The 16,558-nt window shown below is 62.1% G+C and carries 13 protein-coding genes; 1 reads left to right on the forward strand and 12 read right to left on the reverse strand.

Annotation, left to right across the window (positions count from 1 at the left end; genetic code table 11):
* Positions 1 to 34: 34 nt before the first annotated feature.
* The 9 genes from ACQZ6J_RS30635 to ACQZ6J_RS30675 form a co-directional block, all read right to left on the reverse strand.
* Positions 35 to 817, reverse strand: coding sequence for an FkbM family methyltransferase (locus ACQZ6J_RS30635; RefSeq protein WP_449086784.1), 783 nt, complete (start codon positions 815 to 817; stop codon positions 35 to 37).
* A 569-nt stretch (positions 818 to 1,386) separates the two neighbouring features.
* Entirely contained in the window at positions 1,387 to 1,596 is a 210-nt protein-coding gene (locus ACQZ6J_RS30640) for a hypothetical protein (RefSeq protein ID WP_163994783.1), read from the reverse strand.
* A gap of 74 nt (positions 1,597 to 1,670) precedes the next feature.
* Entirely contained in the window at positions 1,671 to 2,471 is an 801-nt protein-coding gene (locus ACQZ6J_RS30645) for an ABC transporter permease (protein WP_163994781.1), read from the reverse strand.
* Positions 2,468 to 3,322, reverse strand: coding sequence for an ABC transporter permease (locus tag ACQZ6J_RS30650; RefSeq protein WP_449086785.1), 855 nt, complete (start codon positions 3,320 to 3,322; stop codon positions 2,468 to 2,470). Before ACQZ6J_RS30650 ends, ACQZ6J_RS30645 begins: the two co-directional genes overlap by 4 nt.
* A gap of 92 nt (positions 3,323 to 3,414) precedes the next feature.
* Positions 3,415 to 4,587, reverse strand: coding sequence for an ABC transporter substrate-binding protein (locus ACQZ6J_RS30655; RefSeq protein ID WP_449086786.1), 1,173 nt, complete (start codon positions 4,585 to 4,587; stop codon positions 3,415 to 3,417).
* A gap of 48 nt (positions 4,588 to 4,635) precedes the next feature.
* Positions 4,636 to 5,733, reverse strand: coding sequence for an ABC transporter ATP-binding protein (locus ACQZ6J_RS30660; RefSeq protein ID WP_449086787.1), 1,098 nt, complete (start codon positions 5,731 to 5,733; stop codon positions 4,636 to 4,638).
* A 1-nt stretch (position 5,734) separates the two neighbouring features.
* Positions 5,735 to 7,798, reverse strand: coding sequence for a hydantoinase/oxoprolinase family protein (locus ACQZ6J_RS30665; protein ID WP_449086788.1), 2,064 nt, complete (start codon positions 7,796 to 7,798; stop codon positions 5,735 to 5,737).
* Positions 7,798 to 9,474 carry a hydantoinase B/oxoprolinase family protein gene (locus ACQZ6J_RS30670; RefSeq protein ID WP_449086789.1) on the reverse strand — a complete coding sequence of 559 codons (1,677 nt, stop codon included), beginning with the start codon at positions 9,472 to 9,474 and terminating at the stop codon, positions 7,798 to 7,800. Before ACQZ6J_RS30670 ends, ACQZ6J_RS30665 begins: the two co-directional genes overlap by 1 nt.
* Positions 9,475 to 9,587: 113 nt before the next feature.
* The gene (locus ACQZ6J_RS30675) at positions 9,588 to 12,254 is read right to left on the reverse strand and encodes a LuxR C-terminal-related transcriptional regulator (RefSeq protein ID WP_449086790.1); all 2,667 of its coding nucleotides are present in this window, start codon (positions 12,252 to 12,254) and stop codon (positions 9,588 to 9,590) included.
* 382 nt (positions 12,255 to 12,636) lie between these two features.
* On the opposite strand from ACQZ6J_RS30675, the gene ACQZ6J_RS30680 reads away from it, so the two are divergent.
* Positions 12,637 to 13,917 (forward strand): DUF882 domain-containing protein, encoded by a 1,281-nt coding sequence (locus ACQZ6J_RS30680; RefSeq protein ID WP_449086815.1) that lies wholly within the window; start codon positions 12,637 to 12,639, stop codon positions 13,915 to 13,917.
* 189 nt (positions 13,918 to 14,106) lie between these two features.
* On the opposite strand, the gene ACQZ6J_RS30685 is transcribed toward ACQZ6J_RS30680, so the two are convergent.
* From ACQZ6J_RS30685 to ACQZ6J_RS30695, 3 genes are read right to left on the reverse strand one after another with little or no spacing between them, the layout of a single operon-like run.
* Positions 14,107 to 15,384, reverse strand: a complete 1,278-nt coding sequence (locus ACQZ6J_RS30685; RefSeq protein WP_449086791.1) for an ABC transporter permease — start codon at positions 15,382 to 15,384, stop codon at positions 14,107 to 14,109.
* Positions 15,381 to 16,067 carry an ABC transporter ATP-binding protein gene (locus ACQZ6J_RS30690; protein ID WP_449086792.1) on the reverse strand — a complete coding sequence of 229 codons (687 nt, stop codon included), beginning with the start codon at positions 16,065 to 16,067 and terminating at the stop codon, positions 15,381 to 15,383. The genes ACQZ6J_RS30685 and ACQZ6J_RS30690 overlap by 4 nt, the downstream gene beginning before the upstream one ends.
* Before the next feature lie 4 nt (positions 16,068 to 16,071).
* On the reverse strand, positions 16,072 to 16,536 hold the full coding sequence (locus ACQZ6J_RS30695) for a hypothetical protein (RefSeq protein ID WP_449086793.1): 465 nt from the start codon (positions 16,534 to 16,536) through the stop codon (positions 16,072 to 16,074).
* Positions 16,537 to 16,558: the final 22 nt, after the last annotated feature.

Below are 16,558 nucleotides of genomic sequence, written 5' to 3' on the forward strand. Positions count from 1 at the left end.
CGGTTCGGAACACGGACGGTTCCGAACCGGCTCCTCACTGGACCCGAGGTATCGCCGCCAGAAAGAAGCGACCGGTGGGCACGGGGTCGGATTTTGCCCGCAGCTGGAACGCGTCGGTATGGTTGTCAATCGCGCTATACAGGTCATAGCCTTCTTCGAAGACGGCCAGAACGTCGCGGTTGCGGCCGCCGAATTGCCCGATCGTGTCGTCGCCATGGACTTCGATGAGCCACGAGGCCTGCGATCCCAGTGTCTCGCGTGCGCCCTTGAGAGCGTGCACCTCGAAGCCTTCGATATCCATGTAGACGAGGTCAGGAACACCGTAGGTCTTCGTCATCGTGTCGATGGAAATGCCATCGACGCTCACTGCCCGGAATTCCTTCTCACTCAGCGCAACCGACCCGTTGCCGCGCTGCGTGAAGAGCACAGGCCCGTCTTCATGCACGACGGCTGCGTGGCGCACTTCGATATTGTCCATGGAGTTCATGTCGGCGTTGCGCTTTGCCAACTCCGCGTTCGGCAGGGAAGCCTCGATTGCGACGACTCTTCCATTCGGACCGACCTGCTTGGCAAGCATCATGGCGACGACCCCTTGATGGGCGCCAAGATCAAACACCAGCGCGCCGGGATTCAGTCCCCGCCCTGCAAGCAGAGCAAATTCCTGCGGTAGGTCGATGTCCCGCCCATACCATTGTTGAGCGACCCTATCTTCAATGATGACGCGAAGGTGGTGTCCACCATACGTCCGGCTCGCAATATGCGGCCTGAAACTCATGTCCGAGACCAAGTGCTTGACGGTACGCATCTTGTTGGTCAAGGAGGGAAATAGTTCGAACGCTGACTGCTTGATTGAATGATACATGGATAATACTAAAACCTGTCGCTGGAATTGAATATTCCCCGTAGATAAATTCTACCCGCAGGTTTGTCATCCGAAACTACTTATGATGGTTAAATCGAAAAGCCGGCACACCGATGACTGGCGTTGTCCATAAATGGCACTCTGTAGCATTCTGTCTCTCCAGCGGTCATCCCAATCTCGCCGGAGGCACGGAGAGGCGAACCTTCCCCAAGTCCACCCCTTGATTTTGGTTGGCCTGACCCGTGGGTGCAGAAATTGGCGTCGTTATGCCTGTCCCGAACTGACCCACATCGAATTAACCTTGATTGCATCTTCATGGAAGCCTCGCATGTTCAGACTTGCGTGCGGGAACGCCCGGAAACGAGGGATCGGACTGCCGACGGCATTTCTGCCGGTCCATTCGAACAGATGCCTTTAGGTAAATATCCGACTGGAAGCTTGTTGGCTCTTCGCAGCCTCCCCCGCGATGGCCAAGCTCCTCGCCTCGTGTCGCCTGCACAATGGCGCAGCCGGATGTCGGTACTCTACTTTTTCTTCAGAACCGGGTCCCATCCACCCTGGATGTTTCTCACAAAGCGGCGGTTCCCCTTATAATAGGTGACGGCGCCTGTCCGGCCGACCTTGATCGACGTCGGCGGTAATTGCGTCGCCGCCTTCAGCCGCTCGAGCATGTCAAGCGCCTCCTGCCTCTTTCCAGCGCGGATCAGCGCCATCAACTTCGATTCTTGTTTCATCCTCTATACTCCCATTCATGGAGGACTAAGGGTGGACGGAGTGTGTGATCGGTCAGTCGCGTTGGCATATCCGGTCACCCCGCTCGGCGTTGCGTGAGCAGCGAGCGCAGTGCCACGGCCACCACGCAAACGCTGGAGACAAGGAAGATTGCGCCGGACATGGCGTAGATCGTCGGTGAAGCGCCGGCATTCATCTTGCCGAACAGCACCACCGGCAAGGTGTTTTGCCGGCCCGCCAGATAGAAGGCGCGCGTAAATTCATTGAGGGACAGCAGGAACGAAAAGATGAAGGCGCTGACGAGGCCCGGCCGGATCAACGGCAGGGTGATATCCCAGAATTGCCGGAAGCGGCCGGCGCCCAGATCGTCAGCGGCCATGAGGTAGGTCCGCTTGACCGCGGTAAAACTTGTCAGGATGACGATGAAGGCGAAGGGCATCGCCCATAGCAGATGGCCGGCAATCACCGTCAGGGCCGATGACTTCACGCCGACACGCGTGATGACGGTCGATAGCGCCAGCCCCTGTATGACCCCCGGCACGAACATCGGCAGAAGCACGGTCAGGAACCAAAGCCCACGCCCACGGTGAAGCTCGCGATGGGCCAGCGCCGCCCCGAGCGAGAGCAAAGTCGCGATAACTGCGGTCGCAAGCGCGATGACGATCGATTGGCCGAGCGCGGCAACGAGCGCGTTTTCCGCCCCGAGTGCAAGATACCACTTCAGCGTAATGTCGGAAAAATGCGGCAAACCCGGCTGCAAGGCCGGGTTGAACGAAACCCCGAGGAGATAGAGCGGCGGCGCATAGATCACGGCGAGACCGAGAACCGTCAGCGTCCAGATGACGATGCGAGGGCTCGTTCCTTCCCTGACGATCATTGGCCGCGCTCCTCGAACAACGAGGAGAGACCGAATATGGCGTTTCCGATCAGCACCAGCCCGAAGACGATGACGAGCATGAGCGTCGAAATCGCAAAGGCGAGCGGGAAATTGGCGACGCGCATGACGTCGTTGATCATCACGGAAACGATCGATGCGCCGGCACCGCCGAGCATCTGCACCTCCGTCGAGGAGCCGGCCACCATGACGAAGACGAACAGGAAACCCGCGAAAACGCCGGAATAGGTCAAGGGCAGCAGCACGGTGCGCCCCATCGTCCAGAAGCCGGCGCCAAGATCGCGCGATGCCGCCAGCGCGATCGGATCGACACGGCGCATGGAGAGCAGGACAGGAAAGGTTGCAAACGGCAGATAGGAAGCGACGAGCCCGACGATGACGGCGAAATCGCTGAACAGCAGCCAGTCGAGCGGCGCATCCGTAATGCCGGCTTGCTGGAGAAGCGTATTGATGACGCCGGTGCGGCCAAGCAGCAGCCGCCAGGAGAAGGAGCGAATGAGATAGGACGTGAAAAACGGGATAGTCAGAAGTGCGGCAAGCACGACCGAGAGCGTGCGTCCCGCAAGGAAATACATCGCGTAAGCCGTCGGGTAGGCGATAACGAGGCAAATGGCTGATGTCAGGAACGCCTTGCCGAGCGTCGACAGGAACACGCTCCAGCGCCCCGCCTCCAGGATGGCGCCATAAGCTGCCAGGCTGAACTCCGGCTTGATCCAGTAGGTGGCCGAGTCCCAGGCGCAAAAGCTCCAGATCACGACGAGGATGAGCGGCGCAAGGCCGAGCACGAAGATCGCCGCAAGCGGAGCAGCCAGCAATAGAACTGATGTCTTCATGGTCGAGCTCCGCTTCTACAGGCGTTGATCCCATCGGCTCGGGGCCGGCCTGTCCTCGGACAGATGAGCCGGCCCCGGTCCATCGCGCCACATCAGGCGTTGCGCAGCTTCTGCCACCATTCCTCGTAGAGTTGGAAATTGTCCGGGCGGCAATTCTGCCAGTAGACCTTTCCGGAAAACTTTGCCTTCACATGATCGGCGAGCTTGGCGACATCGTCGGCCTTGTATTCGTCGGAATGAGCCTTGGCGTAGGCGAGATTGTTGTCGGTCGGCACGAGATAGCCGCGCGCCTGGCCCAGTTCGCAGCCATAAAAACCGGCAAGCAGACCATCGACGAACTTGTGGGCGGCATCCGCCTTGCCTCGTTCCGCGGCCCCCTTCAGCAATACGGTATTGTTGCCCCAACCCTCATAGCCTTCGACGGGAGCGGCGTATTCCACCTGAAGCCCGCGCTTGCGGCCTTCATAAACGATCGGCTCCCAGCCCGTCATGGCATCGACTTCCTCGTTCGCCACCAGCTGGACGCCCTGTTCCCAGCCATTCCAGAATGTGCGGAACTGGCCATCCTTCTTGTGCTTGATCAGAAACTCCATGACGAGCCCGAGTTCGGATTCCGTTAGGTTGCCCGGCTCCTTGATCGGCTTGTTCTCGGCTTCCTTGAGGTAGATCGCCGTGAAGATGGCGCTGTTGATCCAGGCATCTTCCATGGCGACCCGGCCCTTGAGCTTCGGATCGAAGATGACGCCGTAGCTGTCGACCTTGCCGAGCTTGTCGGGGCGGTAAATAATGGAGTCGGCGTTGACGACGGTGGGAATGCCGTATTGCTTGCCTTCATAAGTCAGGGTCGGGATGTCCTTGGCCCACTGCCAGATACCGGCAAAATTCGGGATCTTGGAAACGTCCCAGGGAGCGATCAGCCCCTGCTTGGCAAGTTCCCGCTCGGCGCCGCCCTGAAAGCCGCCGACATCGAAGAGATCGTTGGCGTTGCCGGCGGCAAGGCGCGCGACCACCGGACCGACGTCGTTGCCGTTGTCGGTAAATTCGGGCGAAACGCCGCTCTGTTGCGCAAATTCCTGCCATTTGTCGCCGATATCGAGCGTGGCGGTTGCCCAGAATGCGACGGCTGCGTCATCGGCCATGGCGCGCGTAGCAGTCAATCCGCCCACGGAAAGCGCGGCCGCACCGGCGCCCATCAGTTTGAGCATGTCACGGCGTTGCATGTTGCTCCTCAACGCGGAGGAGACGAGATCATTGCCTTTGTTCATCGTGTCATTCCCTTCCCTCATTTTTGCTCATGTCAGCTATTTCGGGTTCTACTCATCGCCTCCAGCCAGGGCCGGAATTCCGGAACGATCAATCAGGAGCGCGGCACCCGGCCTCAGACACACACGCACGCTTTCGCCCGGCAAGGGCGGCGTTGCGTCCGCACTGGTCGTTAATACCACGCGCTGGCTGTCGGCAAACGCGAGCGTAACGTCATGGCTCAGTCCACGATAGATGCTTTCGACAACCTTAAGTTCAATTGTTTCGGCCGCCTCTTCGGCCGCCGGCACAAGCTCAATCCGGTCGGGGCGGATCGCGACAAGGGCGTTCGCCGGCGGCGCACTTCCGGAAAAGGTCGCGCTCACCCGCTGACCGGCAATGGTCGCTATGGCCTTGTCGCCTGAAATCGAGATGCTTTCAGGTCTCAGGAGCGTATCAATGCCGACGAAACGGGCAACAAAGGCATTGGCGGGCGCCTCGAAGAAGCGGGCCGGCACATCCGTCTGCTCGATCCGCCCCTTGTGCATCACGGCCATGCGATCGGAAAGGCTGAGGGCCTCGTCCTGATTGTGGGTCACGAGAATGAAGGTCGCGCCTGTCCGCTTGTGGAGCCGACCGAATTCGTCGCGCATCTGCTGGCGCAGCCGCTCGTCAAGCCCGGTCAGAGGCTCGTCGAGCAGGAGGATGCCCGGCTCCATGACGAGCGCGCGGGCAAGCGCTACGCGCTGGCGTTGGCCGCCGGAAAGAAGGTTGACATCGCGATCCGCAAAGCCGGAAAGCTCGACCAGATCCAGGGCATCCTCGACCTTGGCCTTAAGCGCGGCGCCGGAGAGCCCACGCAGTTTCAGCCCGTAGCCGACATTCCGGGCGACATTCATATGCGGGAAGAGGCCAAGCGACTGGAATACGGTGTTGACCGGACGGCGATTGGCGGGAACGCTCGCCATATCCTTTCCGTCGAAGAGCACGCGACCCGAGGTGGGACTGTCGAAACCGCCGATCAGCTTCAACAGCGAACTCTTGCCGCAACCCGAGGAGCCGAGCAGCGTAAAGAACTCCCCAGCCCGGATGTCGAGCGTCACGTCATCGACCGCACGCATCGGCCCGTAACTTCTGACGATGTGGTCGAGGCCGATCGCGATCGCCATGTCAGACGCTTCCCCCATCGCCTTCGCGAATGAGCAGCAATCCCTGCTCGCTCACGTCAAGCTCCTGTCCCGCAACCACCAGCAACGTTGCGGTCGCCTCCTCGACGATAAGAGGGCCGGCGATCTTCTCGGAAGACGGCAGTCGCGTGCGCTCGTAGACGGGGCAGGAAACCCAACCGGTCGCTCCGCCGAAATAGACCTCGCGACGCCCCTTGAAGGCCGCGTCCAGCGTTCGGCCGGCGCGGTCGAGTGTCGGGATGGCGATGACCGGCCCGTGCAGCACAGCCTCCAGGTGAACCATCGTGATCTCGACCGGTGAACCGGGCAGGCGGAACGTATAGGCCCGCTCATGGGCCGCGTGGAAGCGCTCCGCAAAGCTTTCGGCATCGTCATCGGGCTCGAAAAGCGCGAAAACGCCATGTTCCTGACCGCGATAACGCGCCTCGACGCGGCAGGCATAGCGTATCTCGGCGGCGTTGCCCTTGGCGAAATAGACAACCGCGTCGCGTTTCAGCTCGTCGAAACGCCGCTTGAGACTGCTTATGGCCTCCGCTCCGAGCGGCGCAAACCAGGTGCTGCGGAAGTCGGCCCGGGGCTCTGCCGCCAACATGCCCCAAGCCGAAAAGATGCCGGGATGCGGCGGCACGACTGTCATCTTCACGCCGAGATCGCGGCCAAGACGCGCGGCAAGCGCGGGGCCGGCGCCGCCGGAAATGACGAATGCAGCATCGCGAGGATCATGTCCACGCTGGACGGTGACGAGCTTCAGCGCGTTGATCATCGACGCATGGGCGATCTCGACGATGGCAAGAGCTGCGTCCTCGACCGAAAGTCCCATGGGCGTGGCAACGGTTGCTATTGCGGCAGCGGCCTGGGATTTGTCGAGCTGCATCTGCCCGCCGGCAAAGCTTGCCGGATCGAAAATACCGAGCGTCAACAGCGCGTCGGACAGGGTCGGCCTGTCTCCGCCCCGACCGTAGCAGGCCGGCCCCGGTGTCGAGCCGGCGCTCTCCGGTCCGACGCAGAGCGCGCCACGCCCGTCGATATGGGCGATGGAGCCGCCGCCGGCGCCGATTTCGACGATATCGACAACCGGCACCTGCACCGGATAGCCTGGAGCGATACGGGTATGCTCGAGCTTGTATTCGCTGTCGAGCGTCGGGCGGCTGTCATGGATCAGCGAGCATTTTGCCGTGGTACCGCCGACATCGAGCGAAAGCACTTCGGATTCGCCGAGTACGGCGCCGATGCGCGCCGCACCCGCGACACCGCCAGCCGGGCCGGATTCGACAAGCGTCAGCGGGCTCATCTGCGCCTGATCGAAGGTGGAGATGCCGCCGTTGGACTGCATGGCATAATAGGGGCAGGTGAGATCACGCTCGGTCAGCGCGCTTTCGAGCCGCGCGAAATAGCGCTTGATGATCGGCTGCACATAGGCGTTGAGAACCGTCGTATTCGAGCGTTCATATTCCCGCCACTGGCGGGAGACCTCGTGACTGGCGCAGACCGTCAAATTCGGCAGCGCTTCGGCGAGCACTTTTGCGCAGAGAATTTCGTGTTCGGGATTGGCGTAGCTGTGAAGGAAGATCACGGCCACCGCCTCCACGTTGCGGGCGCGGCACTCGCGGATGATCGGCTCGAGATCGCCAAGCTCGATGGGCATCAGCACCTGACCATCGGCATTCAGGCGTTCGCGTACCTCGAAGCGCAGGCTGCGCGGCACGAAGGGCTCCGGGCTCTTGAACTGAAGATTGTAGAGATCGGGGCGATTGCCGCGGCCGATTTCCAGCACGTCACGAAAACCGGCGGTGGTTACAAGCGCTGTTTTGACGCCCTTGCGCTCGGTAATGGCGTTGATAACGGTCGTCCCGCCATGTGCGAAAAAGATGACGTCGCGCGTCGAAAGCCCGTCCTTGTTCTCGGCAAGCTCGATCGCCGCAAGGACGCCTTCGGATTGATCGTGAACCGTCGTCAGGCTCTTGGCCGTAAAGATCTCGCCCGTGCGCTCATCATAGCCGACGAGGTCGGTAAAGGTGCCGCCCACATCGGTCGCCAGTCTGATCATTACGACGTCCTCTCTTCATATCCGTATTCGCTGCGTGCCACCTCGCTGGTGATATAGCCGTCCTCGACGTCGCGGCGGACGTGTTCCGGTTCGCGAGCGTGCGGTTCGCCCCAGCCGCCGCCGCCGCCGGTGATGATCCGCACCAGATCGCCACGGTTCAGCCCGATATGCGGCTCACGGCCGAAATTCCGAAGCTCGCCGCCGGCCTTATCCACTTGCAGGAGATTGATGCTTCCGGGCTTGCCCCCTTCGATGCCCCAGGGCGGCGTGTCCGTGCGGCCGAAGCTGCAATAGGCCGATGCGCCGTCTCCAAGGACCTCATAGTCGCGGATGACGCCGAAGCCGCCGCGATGGCGGCCGGCACCGGAGCCGCCCTCGAGGTTGAGCGCATAACGGCGCACGAGCAAAGGAAAGCGCGCTTCGATGACTTCGACGGAATAATTATAGGTATCGCCATCGGTGAGCGCGATCAGTGCATTGGCACCGTCGCCATTCTTGCTTGCGCCCCAGCCGCCATGCTGCGGCTCGATATGGATGAATGGCTGGCCGGCCGCATCCTGGCCGGCAATATAGACGACGCACAGGCTCGTATAGGAACCGGCCGAGAAACGCCCGGGCATGAGTTTGGCAAGAGCCTTCCAGACGAGTTCCGAGGCATGCACCGAGCCTTCGTAGTACCAGCCCGTCGGAGACGGCTTCTCGGCCGTGAAAACCGAACCCTTCGGCGCGACGACGGTGAGCGGTCGGAACCAGCCCTCGTTGGAGGGCGCCTGCGGCGCGACCAGAGCCTTGAAAATGGTGCGCACGGCCGACTGCAGCGCACCCGCCGCGCAGTTGATCGGTCCGGCGACTGCCGGCGGGCAGCCGGTGAAATCCGCCGTCAGGCAGTCTCCCGCAATCGTGACAGCCACCTTGACCGCGATAGGATCGGTCGTCACGCCATCGCCGTCGATGATATCTTCCGCTTCATAGCGCCCGTCGGGCAGTGCAGCGATAGCGGCGCGCGCCTGCTTTTCGCTGACCGCAAGGAGATGATCGAACGCGGCCTCCACGATATCGATTCCGTATTTGCGCGCAAGCTCACCCATGCGGCGAGCGGCAACGCGAACGGTCGCCACCTGTGCGGTCAGGTCGCCGATGGCGATTTCGGGCAGGCGGACATTCTCGCGAATGATCCGCAGAACCTCGCCCGAAAAGCGATCGCTGCGGACGACCTTCACACCGGGCAGCCGCAACCCCTCCTGGAAAACCGAGATGGCATTCGGCGCAAGCGAGCCTGGAACAGACCCACCGACATCGAGATAATGGGCGACGTTGATGGCATAGGCGAGAATCCGGCCGTCGAAGAAAATCGGCTTGACGATGGCAAAGTCGCAGGCATGCGTGCCGCCGGAATAAGGATCATTGGTCAGCAGAATGTCGCCGTCTTCCAGATCGTCGCCATAGAGCGCAATCAGCGATCTGACCTGGGTGCCGAACGTGCCGGTAAACAGGGTGATGCCGTTCATCTGCGCGACCAGCTGTCCATCGCGCGTCAGCAGGCCGCAGGCGAAATCCAGCACCTCGTAGATCACCGGGCTCATCGAGGTTCTGGCCATGACCACGCCCATCTCGTCGACGGTAGCCGCCAGCTTGCCCTCGATGATCTCCTGGGTCACAGGATCGACGATGATCACGAATCTACTCCTCGTCCTTGGTTCGCATGAAGGCAGATTAGGTGTTTTTTTCCTCGCCGAAAGCCTTCCCGATGGGTGGGTGGGAATAGCGAAACCCACCCGTTCGGGCAGGCCTATCGATTGAGCGTGCCCTTTTGGCGCGCTGCCGTCACGGCGGCCGTCCGCGTCGAGACGTTGAGCTTGGCGAAGATGTTGCGCAGGTGAAATTTGATAGTGTTGTCGGAAAGCGCCAGCATCCGGCCGATTTCCTTGTTGGAAAGGCCTGAGCTCAGCAATTCGAGCACCATGCGCTCCCGGCCGGTAAAGGTGGATCCGCCATCATCGACAGTTGCTTCCCGCGTCGCCTCCCCGCCCATGAGCAAGGATTGGAGACGCTTGCGGATGACGTTTGCAACGCTCGGATGATTGGCGAGCGCGCGAAGTTCTCCCAGGCCAGCGGCATAGTCGAGACGCAGCAGCGCCCTGTAGTCGTCGAGGGGCATGGTCAGGACGAGATCGGAAAGACGGGCGGCGGCGAGATCCGTGCGGCCTTCGGCAACCAGAATGCCAGTCTCGATGAGGGTCAGCTCTATCGCACGCGGCACATGCGGACGCTGTGACTGGCGCGTCCTGAATTGATCGAAGACCTCCCGCGCCTTGGAACTCTCGCCGAGTGCCAGGTAGGCGCGCGTCCAGAAGATCGCCGGCGTTGCGCCGCGCAGATGGATGGCGAGCGTGTTGGCCCGATCTGCGCCGATTGCCTGCATACCGAAGCCGTTGGCCTCGGCGTGCCGGATCGCCTGATCGAGATCGCCGGACGATATGAGAAGCATGGCGCGCTCTCCGTCGATCAGACGGGTGAGCCGATCAAAGCCACGACGACGCGCCGCTGCGCGGATACGGTCCATGGCGGCATGCGCGGCCAGCAAATCTCCCCGCATCCGCAGCACCCGCTGTTCGGCCATGAAGCCGGCGGCGAGAAGATCAAACCAGGTATCATGGCGTTCAAGATGCGGCAGCGCCCATCCGAGTATTTCCTCCGCGGTCTCCACCTCACCGCTCATCGACAGGACTTCGGCCTTCAGGACCTGGCCAACGGCATCGAGATCGCTGCCGGGCGCTATATTGGTCTGCGCTTCGCAGATCAGCTCGTCATAGGCCGCAAGCGCGCTTGCGCAATCGCCGGAGAGAAAGAAGGCCTGGCCGATATGCGTGTAGAGGTGCATCGCACCGAAATCGGCGCCGCCGTCGCGGAAGGCGCGAATGGCCAGATGGCCGTAGTGCAGCGCGCGATCAAGCTCGCTACGGATCAGGAAATTGTAGGAAAGCATGTTGAGCGCCAGCGCCTGATGGATGAGCTCCATACCTTCCGGCTGCCGCAAGTCGTCCTCCAGCGCGGAAAGATCGGCCGCGCTTGCCCAGTGGTCCGTATAAAGCGCCAGAAGAATGCGCACGACGCGCAGATCCTTTGCCAGGATGGGATCGCCGGCAGCCCGCCGTTCGGCGATGACGAGATAATGATTGGCTGCGGCAAGCTGGGCGGCCTTGGCGTTGAAGATCGAAAGCCCCAGTGTCGCCAGCGGAAACCGGACCAGATCGATCTCCGAAGCGCGCCCGCTTAAGGCCTGAAAAAGCGTTGCGCCGCCGCGCGTGGTCGCATAGACGCGCCGCCAGCCTCCGGCAGTTTCAACGATGCGCGCGGCAAGATTGGCGTCACCGGCCGAAAGCGCATGGTGAACGGCGCGATCTATATCGCCCCTGCCCTCGAACCAATGGGCCGCCCGGTTCAAAGCTCGCGCGGCATCGATGCCCCTTCGACCGGCAGTTTCCTTGAGGAACTCGTTGAAGACGGGGTGGAAGCGCATCCAGTTGCCGGGGCCGGCAAGCAGCGTCACGGGAAGGGCATATTCGTTCAGCCGCTCGATCATGGCGGCGCGCTCGCTGCTCTCCAGCGCCGCCTCGAGAAGCGGTTGATTGAACGCCGGCAGCGCTGCAATCTCGACCAGAAACAGACGGATATCCTCGGGCAGATGTTCAAACACCTGCTCGGAGAGATAGGAGCCCATATCGGCGCCGCCGCCATCGAAAGTGGCCAGGATGGCATCGCTTTGTTCGGAGTCCGAGACCAGCAGGCTAACCATCTGCAGCGCGACGGCCCAGCCCTCGGTGCGGCGATTGAAAGAGCCGACCTGCTCCTCGGTCAGATCTGCGCCCTTGCCATCAAACAATTCCCGCGCTTCCGCGTCGCTAAAGCCGAGTTCGGCAACACCGAATTGCTTGAACTCGCCGCGCAGCCGCAAAGCCGAAAGCGGAAAGCGCGGCGGACTGCGGCTCACCAGCACCAGCTTGACATGCTCCAGCGAAAGATCGGCAAGGATCTTCGCCATCAACGCCTCGGTCGCATCCGTCTGGGCGAAATGATAGTCGTCCAGGAAGATGACGACCGGCTCATCGATCTTGCGCAGGCGTGTTCCAAGCACGGAAAGAAGCGCCGCGGCCGGCAGATTGCCGGCGTCTGCTCCATCCTCGTCCAGAAGCGTTTGAAGACCATCGATCAGGGCAAGCAGGAAGGCTTCCTGATTGGCGTGCTCGGCATCGAGGGATACCCAGCAAAGCTTGACGCCATCCTCCTTCAGCATGTCATGCCATTGGACGGCGAGCGACGTCTTGCCGTAGCCTGCGGGCGCCACGATAGCCGTCAAACGGCGGAGGCCGGCGCGCCGAAGCTGCCGCAACAGGTCGCTACGCTTAATGGTTTGCTGCCCGCTGGACGGCGGAGCAAATCGATTCTGTCCGCTCATGGGCCGCGATGATGCTGTCTTGGCAGGCAGTTTGCAACCCGCGCGAAAACGTTTGCAAAGCCGGTTTATCCACATGGTTCGAATGCCGCCGCGAGATCCTACGACCGCTGCTTTTCCGCCCGGCCGCAGCCATGAGCCCGGAGTTCTTCAAGATGCGGAGTGACTGCCACGAAAGGGCCGGCTTCAGTCCCCATGAAAGCGCTCGAACCGGCAAAATCGCGCCATTTTCCGCTATAAACGGTCCGTTAGGGATTTATTGACCATAATTGGAGGTATAGCGATGCCGCGGGCGCGGCGCCTCTGATATCTGTGTCTGTTAGCAAGGGCGAAAGTCGTATCCGTGCATCAAGCGATCTTCTCCATTTCGGCGACAAGCTTCGCCATGATCTCCTCGTTCGTCGCCTGCCGCGTGGCATTGGCCGCGATGCTGATACTCGGCGCCTTTGCCGGCTCCGCCGCGGCCGAGGACAGGGCGCTCAAGCTCTTCTTCACGCATACGGGCGAAAGGGCGACCATCGTCTTCAAGCGCGGTGGCAAATACGATCCGAGAGGCCTTGCCCAAATCAACCGCTTCCTGCGCGATTGGCGAAAAAACGAGCCGACCCGGATCGATCCGGAACTGCTCGACCTTGTCTGGGAGGTCTACGATCGCAGCGGTGCGCGGGAACCCATTCATGTCGTCTCGGCCTATCGCTCTCCGTCGACCAACGGCATGCTGCGCAATCGCTCGCGCAGCTCCGGCGTCGCAAAGCACAGCCAGCATACGCTCGGAAAGGCGATGGATTTCTATATTCCAGGCGTGAAGCTCGCGAGCCTGCGCGCGATCGCCATGCAAATGCAGATCGGCGGCGTGGGCTTCTATCCCAATTCCGGATCGCCGTTCGTCCATCTGGATGTCGGCAGGGTCCGCGCATGGCCGAGGATGTCGCGTCAGGAACTCGCACGACTTTTCCCGAACGGACGGACACTGCATATGCCGGCGGACGGAAGACCTCTGCCGGGCTATGAGGTTGCCGTCACGCAATCCCGGAAGCGGCCGTCTCAACCGAGCGCCAAGATCGAAGCCGTCTTTGACGACGATGACGGCCCGTCGATCGCGTCTCGCGGGGATAAGCCGAACGCCAGTCTTCTGACCAGCATGCTTCCGACACCCAAGAGCCGGGCCGCAAGTGGGCTGGAACTTCAGCTTGCCAAGCGGGTGACAGAGGAACATAAGGCGCCGCCTTTTGCCGACCTTGCAGCCTATAGCGTGCCGCTGCCGGCATGGCGGCCCGCCAGCATTGTCGCCATTCCGACAGTCGCCCCGGAAAGACCGGCGCCTGCCGCGCTGGCAAGCCTGGTGGTCGGGCGAAACGATGCGGGAAGACTGGTGGTTGCCGGCCATTCGGAGACAGCGAACGATGGCGCCATGGCAAGGATGCAGCCGATGACGGCGCTCCCCATCTACGCCTCCCAGGACGTATCGGCGGGCGTCGGGTCGATGTCGACCGGGGCGATCGTCGCCTGGGCGCTGCAGCCGCCGGGGATGGCAATCAACATGACGCTCCCGGATCTCGTCGGTGCGCCGATCCCCATGGAAGACGATGTCGCCGACATTCAGGAGGGTAGCGCCAGTTACGATGGTGACGATTTCGATGTCGAACGGTTCGGCTTCGAAGGCTGAACGGCCATTCGCTTCGGGTAAGCTCATTCGATCGTCGCAGCCGTCGGGGACCGCCTCGAGACCAGGCCCTTCAGCTCAAAATCGATCCGACGAAGCCATATGTCTTCGGCGCGTCGGACGGCAATTCGATTTCAGCCGACATGCCCATGAAGCGGGCGCGCTCCCGCCAATCTTGTGGCCAACCGGTCGTCAGGCGCGCAGCGCGGCGGCCGGGCTGGAGCGTAAGGCGCTGAACGCGGGCACGACGGAGATGATTGCCGCGACGGCCGCGAAACCGCCAACGAGCCATAGATCATCGAAAGTGAAGCCGACAGGCAGATGGACCGCGGTCGATGCGGCAAGTCTGGCGGAGATCACCAACGCTGCGGTATAGCCGAGCGCGATACCAAGCAGGATGCCGGCGGCAAAAAGGATAAAGAGCTCGCCCCATACGAGAGTGACGATCGAGCCGACCGGTGTGCCGAGCGCGCGCAAGGCGCCGATCTGCCGACGCCGCGAGCCGACATGCATGACCGTGACCAGCACGATCGCGGCAATCACGATCGCCTGTGTTCCAAGGGCGATGCCCAGAAGCAGGCTACGGGCATCGCCAAGCGTCGCGTAGAGCCTGGTCAATACTTCCGCGGGAAAGACGCCGAGCGTCGTGCCGGTGCGATATTCCTGCCGCAGGCGATAGGCATCGGCAATCGTCTTCGGCTTGACGAGAACGGCCGGAACACCCGGCGTCTGCGCGTCGAAATACTCATCGAGCGGCGCATCGGCATCGACATGGCCGTGCTCATGTCCATGGCCTTCCTCCTGCGCCGCCGGTTCGGCACCATGCGGCTCAGCCGCATCGCCGTCGTGGTCGTGGTGCTCGTCTCCATGCATTCCGTGCAGCAGCCAGACCGCACGGATCGGCACGAGGATCGCGCGATCCCATGCAGTACCCGTCGGCGCCATGCGGCCGGTGACCCTATAGGCAATGGCCGTATGGGTTTCGCCACCGGCCTCGGCCGAGCCGTGCATGGGCTTGATCTCCGCGCCCGTCGACAAGGCGACATCGGAGCCCACCATCGCTTCTCCCAAGCGCGAGAAGATCACCCCCTGCGACAGCGATGGCGAAAGGGACGTTATCAGGCCGGTCGTCGTGCCGACAATCGGATGCCCGTAAGCGGAATCGCCGAAGCCGACCGGTGCCGCCAGCTCCACGCGCGGGTCGTTGGCAAGACGGGAAAGAACGGCTCCCTCCATCAGCGGCAGCGGCGCCGGCTGCAGGAAGACGGCCGAAAGCGCCAGCTGCGTCTCGCTGCCGGCAGCCCCCACAAGCAGATCGAATTTTTCAGCGGCGCGCGCGCTGCCCAGCCGTACGGCCCGCTCCTGCAGCGTGACCGTCACGCTCAAGGCGACCGACAGGGCAATCAGCACAACGACGGCAAGCGCCCCGCTCCAGAAGCGCCTGAGATCGGCAAGAATGAAGGTGATCATTGTGCGCCGGCCTCTTGAATGTCTTCCTCCATGCGGCCGCTCGCCAGATTGATGCGGCGGCCCAGTCGTTCGGCAAGCGACGCGTCATGCGTGACAACCACAAGCGTCGTCCCTTCCTCGGCCGCAAGCTGCAGCAGGAGTTCGGCAACCTCCTTGCCCGCCTGCCGGTCGAGGCTGGCGGTCGGCTCGTCCGCGACGACGACGCCTGGACGCGATAAAAGGGCGCGCGCAACGGCAACACGCTGCATCTCTCCGCGCGATAGCGTCTCGATCTTCTGCTGCGGACGGGCAATACCGGTTGCGGACAACAGGTAAAGCGCGCGATCCCGCTCGTGAGGTGCGAGACGCCGCGTGAGCCTGACCGGCAGCACGACGTTCTCGAAGGCGGACAAGCCGGGAAAGAGATGAAAGTCCTGCATGACGAGGCCGATGTTGCGCGCGCGAAACGCGTCGCGCCGGCCAGAGGAAAGACGGGTGATCTCCGTGCCGCTCCACGAAACGCTGCCGCGCGTGACCTTCTCCAGGCCGGTGATGGCGTTGACGAAGGTGCTTTTGCCTGAGCCGGATGCGCCGGTGATCGCGAGCCTGCCGCCCGCCGGCAGATGGAAACGCTCGATCGCGAGCACAGGCGTAGCCAAGCCGGGAAACTGCATTTCAAGACTGAAGACATCAAGCGCAAGCATATGATCAGGCCGTCCTGAAAGATGCATCCCTGAGACGCAACTGGCTGATGAAGCCGGTTTCGGGATCGGTCCAGGAGCCGTATTCCAGCACGCCCTGCGCAAGGATCGGCGCGTTGTACTGCACGAAGGTCTGCCTGCTTGAGAGATAGACGACCATGATGTTGTCAGGCCAGTCGGCATCGGAAGAGCAGAAGGGGCAAAGCGACATCGGAATTTCCGTCAGCACGAAGAAGGCTGCCTCCGCCTTCAAGGGCGGCGCCATGAAGCCGTTGATGGCGATTTCCTTGCCGCTCAATTGCTTCACCCTGTCGGAAAACTCCAGACCAAGCGGTCCGAAGCTCTTGTAGAGCTCGCCGAAGCCAAGCTTCTCGGCAGCCTTCGCACGCACGGCAATGCCCATGACCGGCAAAGTCGCGGCAACGGCCAAGAAGGTCCGGCGATTGATGGTGGCGATCTGGCTTTTGGACATCGCGTACCCCTTGAGAGAAAGA

It is taken from the genome of Rhizobium sp. A37_96 (assembly GCF_053521765.1).

Excerpts from the sequence above, each read along its gene's own strand:
- ACQZ6J_RS30695 (WP_449086793.1), bottom strand. The coding sequence starts at position 16,536 with ATGTCCAAAAGCCAGATCGCCACCATCAATCGCCGGACCTTCTTGGCC.
- ACQZ6J_RS30685 (WP_449086791.1), bottom strand. The coding sequence starts at position 15,384 with ATGATCACCTTCATTCTTGCCGATCTCAGGCGCTTCTGGAGCGGGGCG.
- ACQZ6J_RS30665 (WP_449086788.1), bottom strand. The coding sequence starts at position 7,798 with ATGATCAGACTGGCGACCGATGTGGGCGGCACCTTTACCGACCTCGTC.
- ACQZ6J_RS30645 (WP_163994781.1), bottom strand. The coding sequence starts at position 2,471 with ATGATCGTCAGGGAAGGAACGAGCCCTCGCATCGTCATCTGGACGCTG.
- ACQZ6J_RS30675 (WP_449086790.1), bottom strand. The coding sequence starts at position 12,254 with ATGAGCGGACAGAATCGATTTGCTCCGCCGTCCAGCGGGCAGCAAACC.
- ACQZ6J_RS30660 (WP_449086787.1), bottom strand. The coding sequence starts at position 5,733 with ATGGCGATCGCGATCGGCCTCGACCACATCGTCAGAAGTTACGGGCCG.
- ACQZ6J_RS30690 (WP_449086792.1), bottom strand. The coding sequence starts at position 16,067 with ATGCTTGCGCTTGATGTCTTCAGTCTTGAAATGCAGTTTCCCGGCTTG.
- ACQZ6J_RS30650 (WP_449086785.1), bottom strand. The coding sequence starts at position 3,322 with ATGAAGACATCAGTTCTATTGCTGGCTGCTCCGCTTGCGGCGATCTTC.
- ACQZ6J_RS30640 (WP_163994783.1), bottom strand. The coding sequence starts at position 1,596 with ATGAAACAAGAATCGAAGTTGATGGCGCTGATCCGCGCTGGAAAGAGG.
- ACQZ6J_RS30655 (WP_449086786.1), bottom strand. The coding sequence starts at position 4,587 with ATGAACAAAGGCAATGATCTCGTCTCCTCCGCGTTGAGGAGCAACATG.
- ACQZ6J_RS30680 (WP_449086815.1), top strand. The coding sequence starts at position 12,637 with ATGATCTCCTCGTTCGTCGCCTGCCGCGTGGCATTGGCCGCGATGCTG.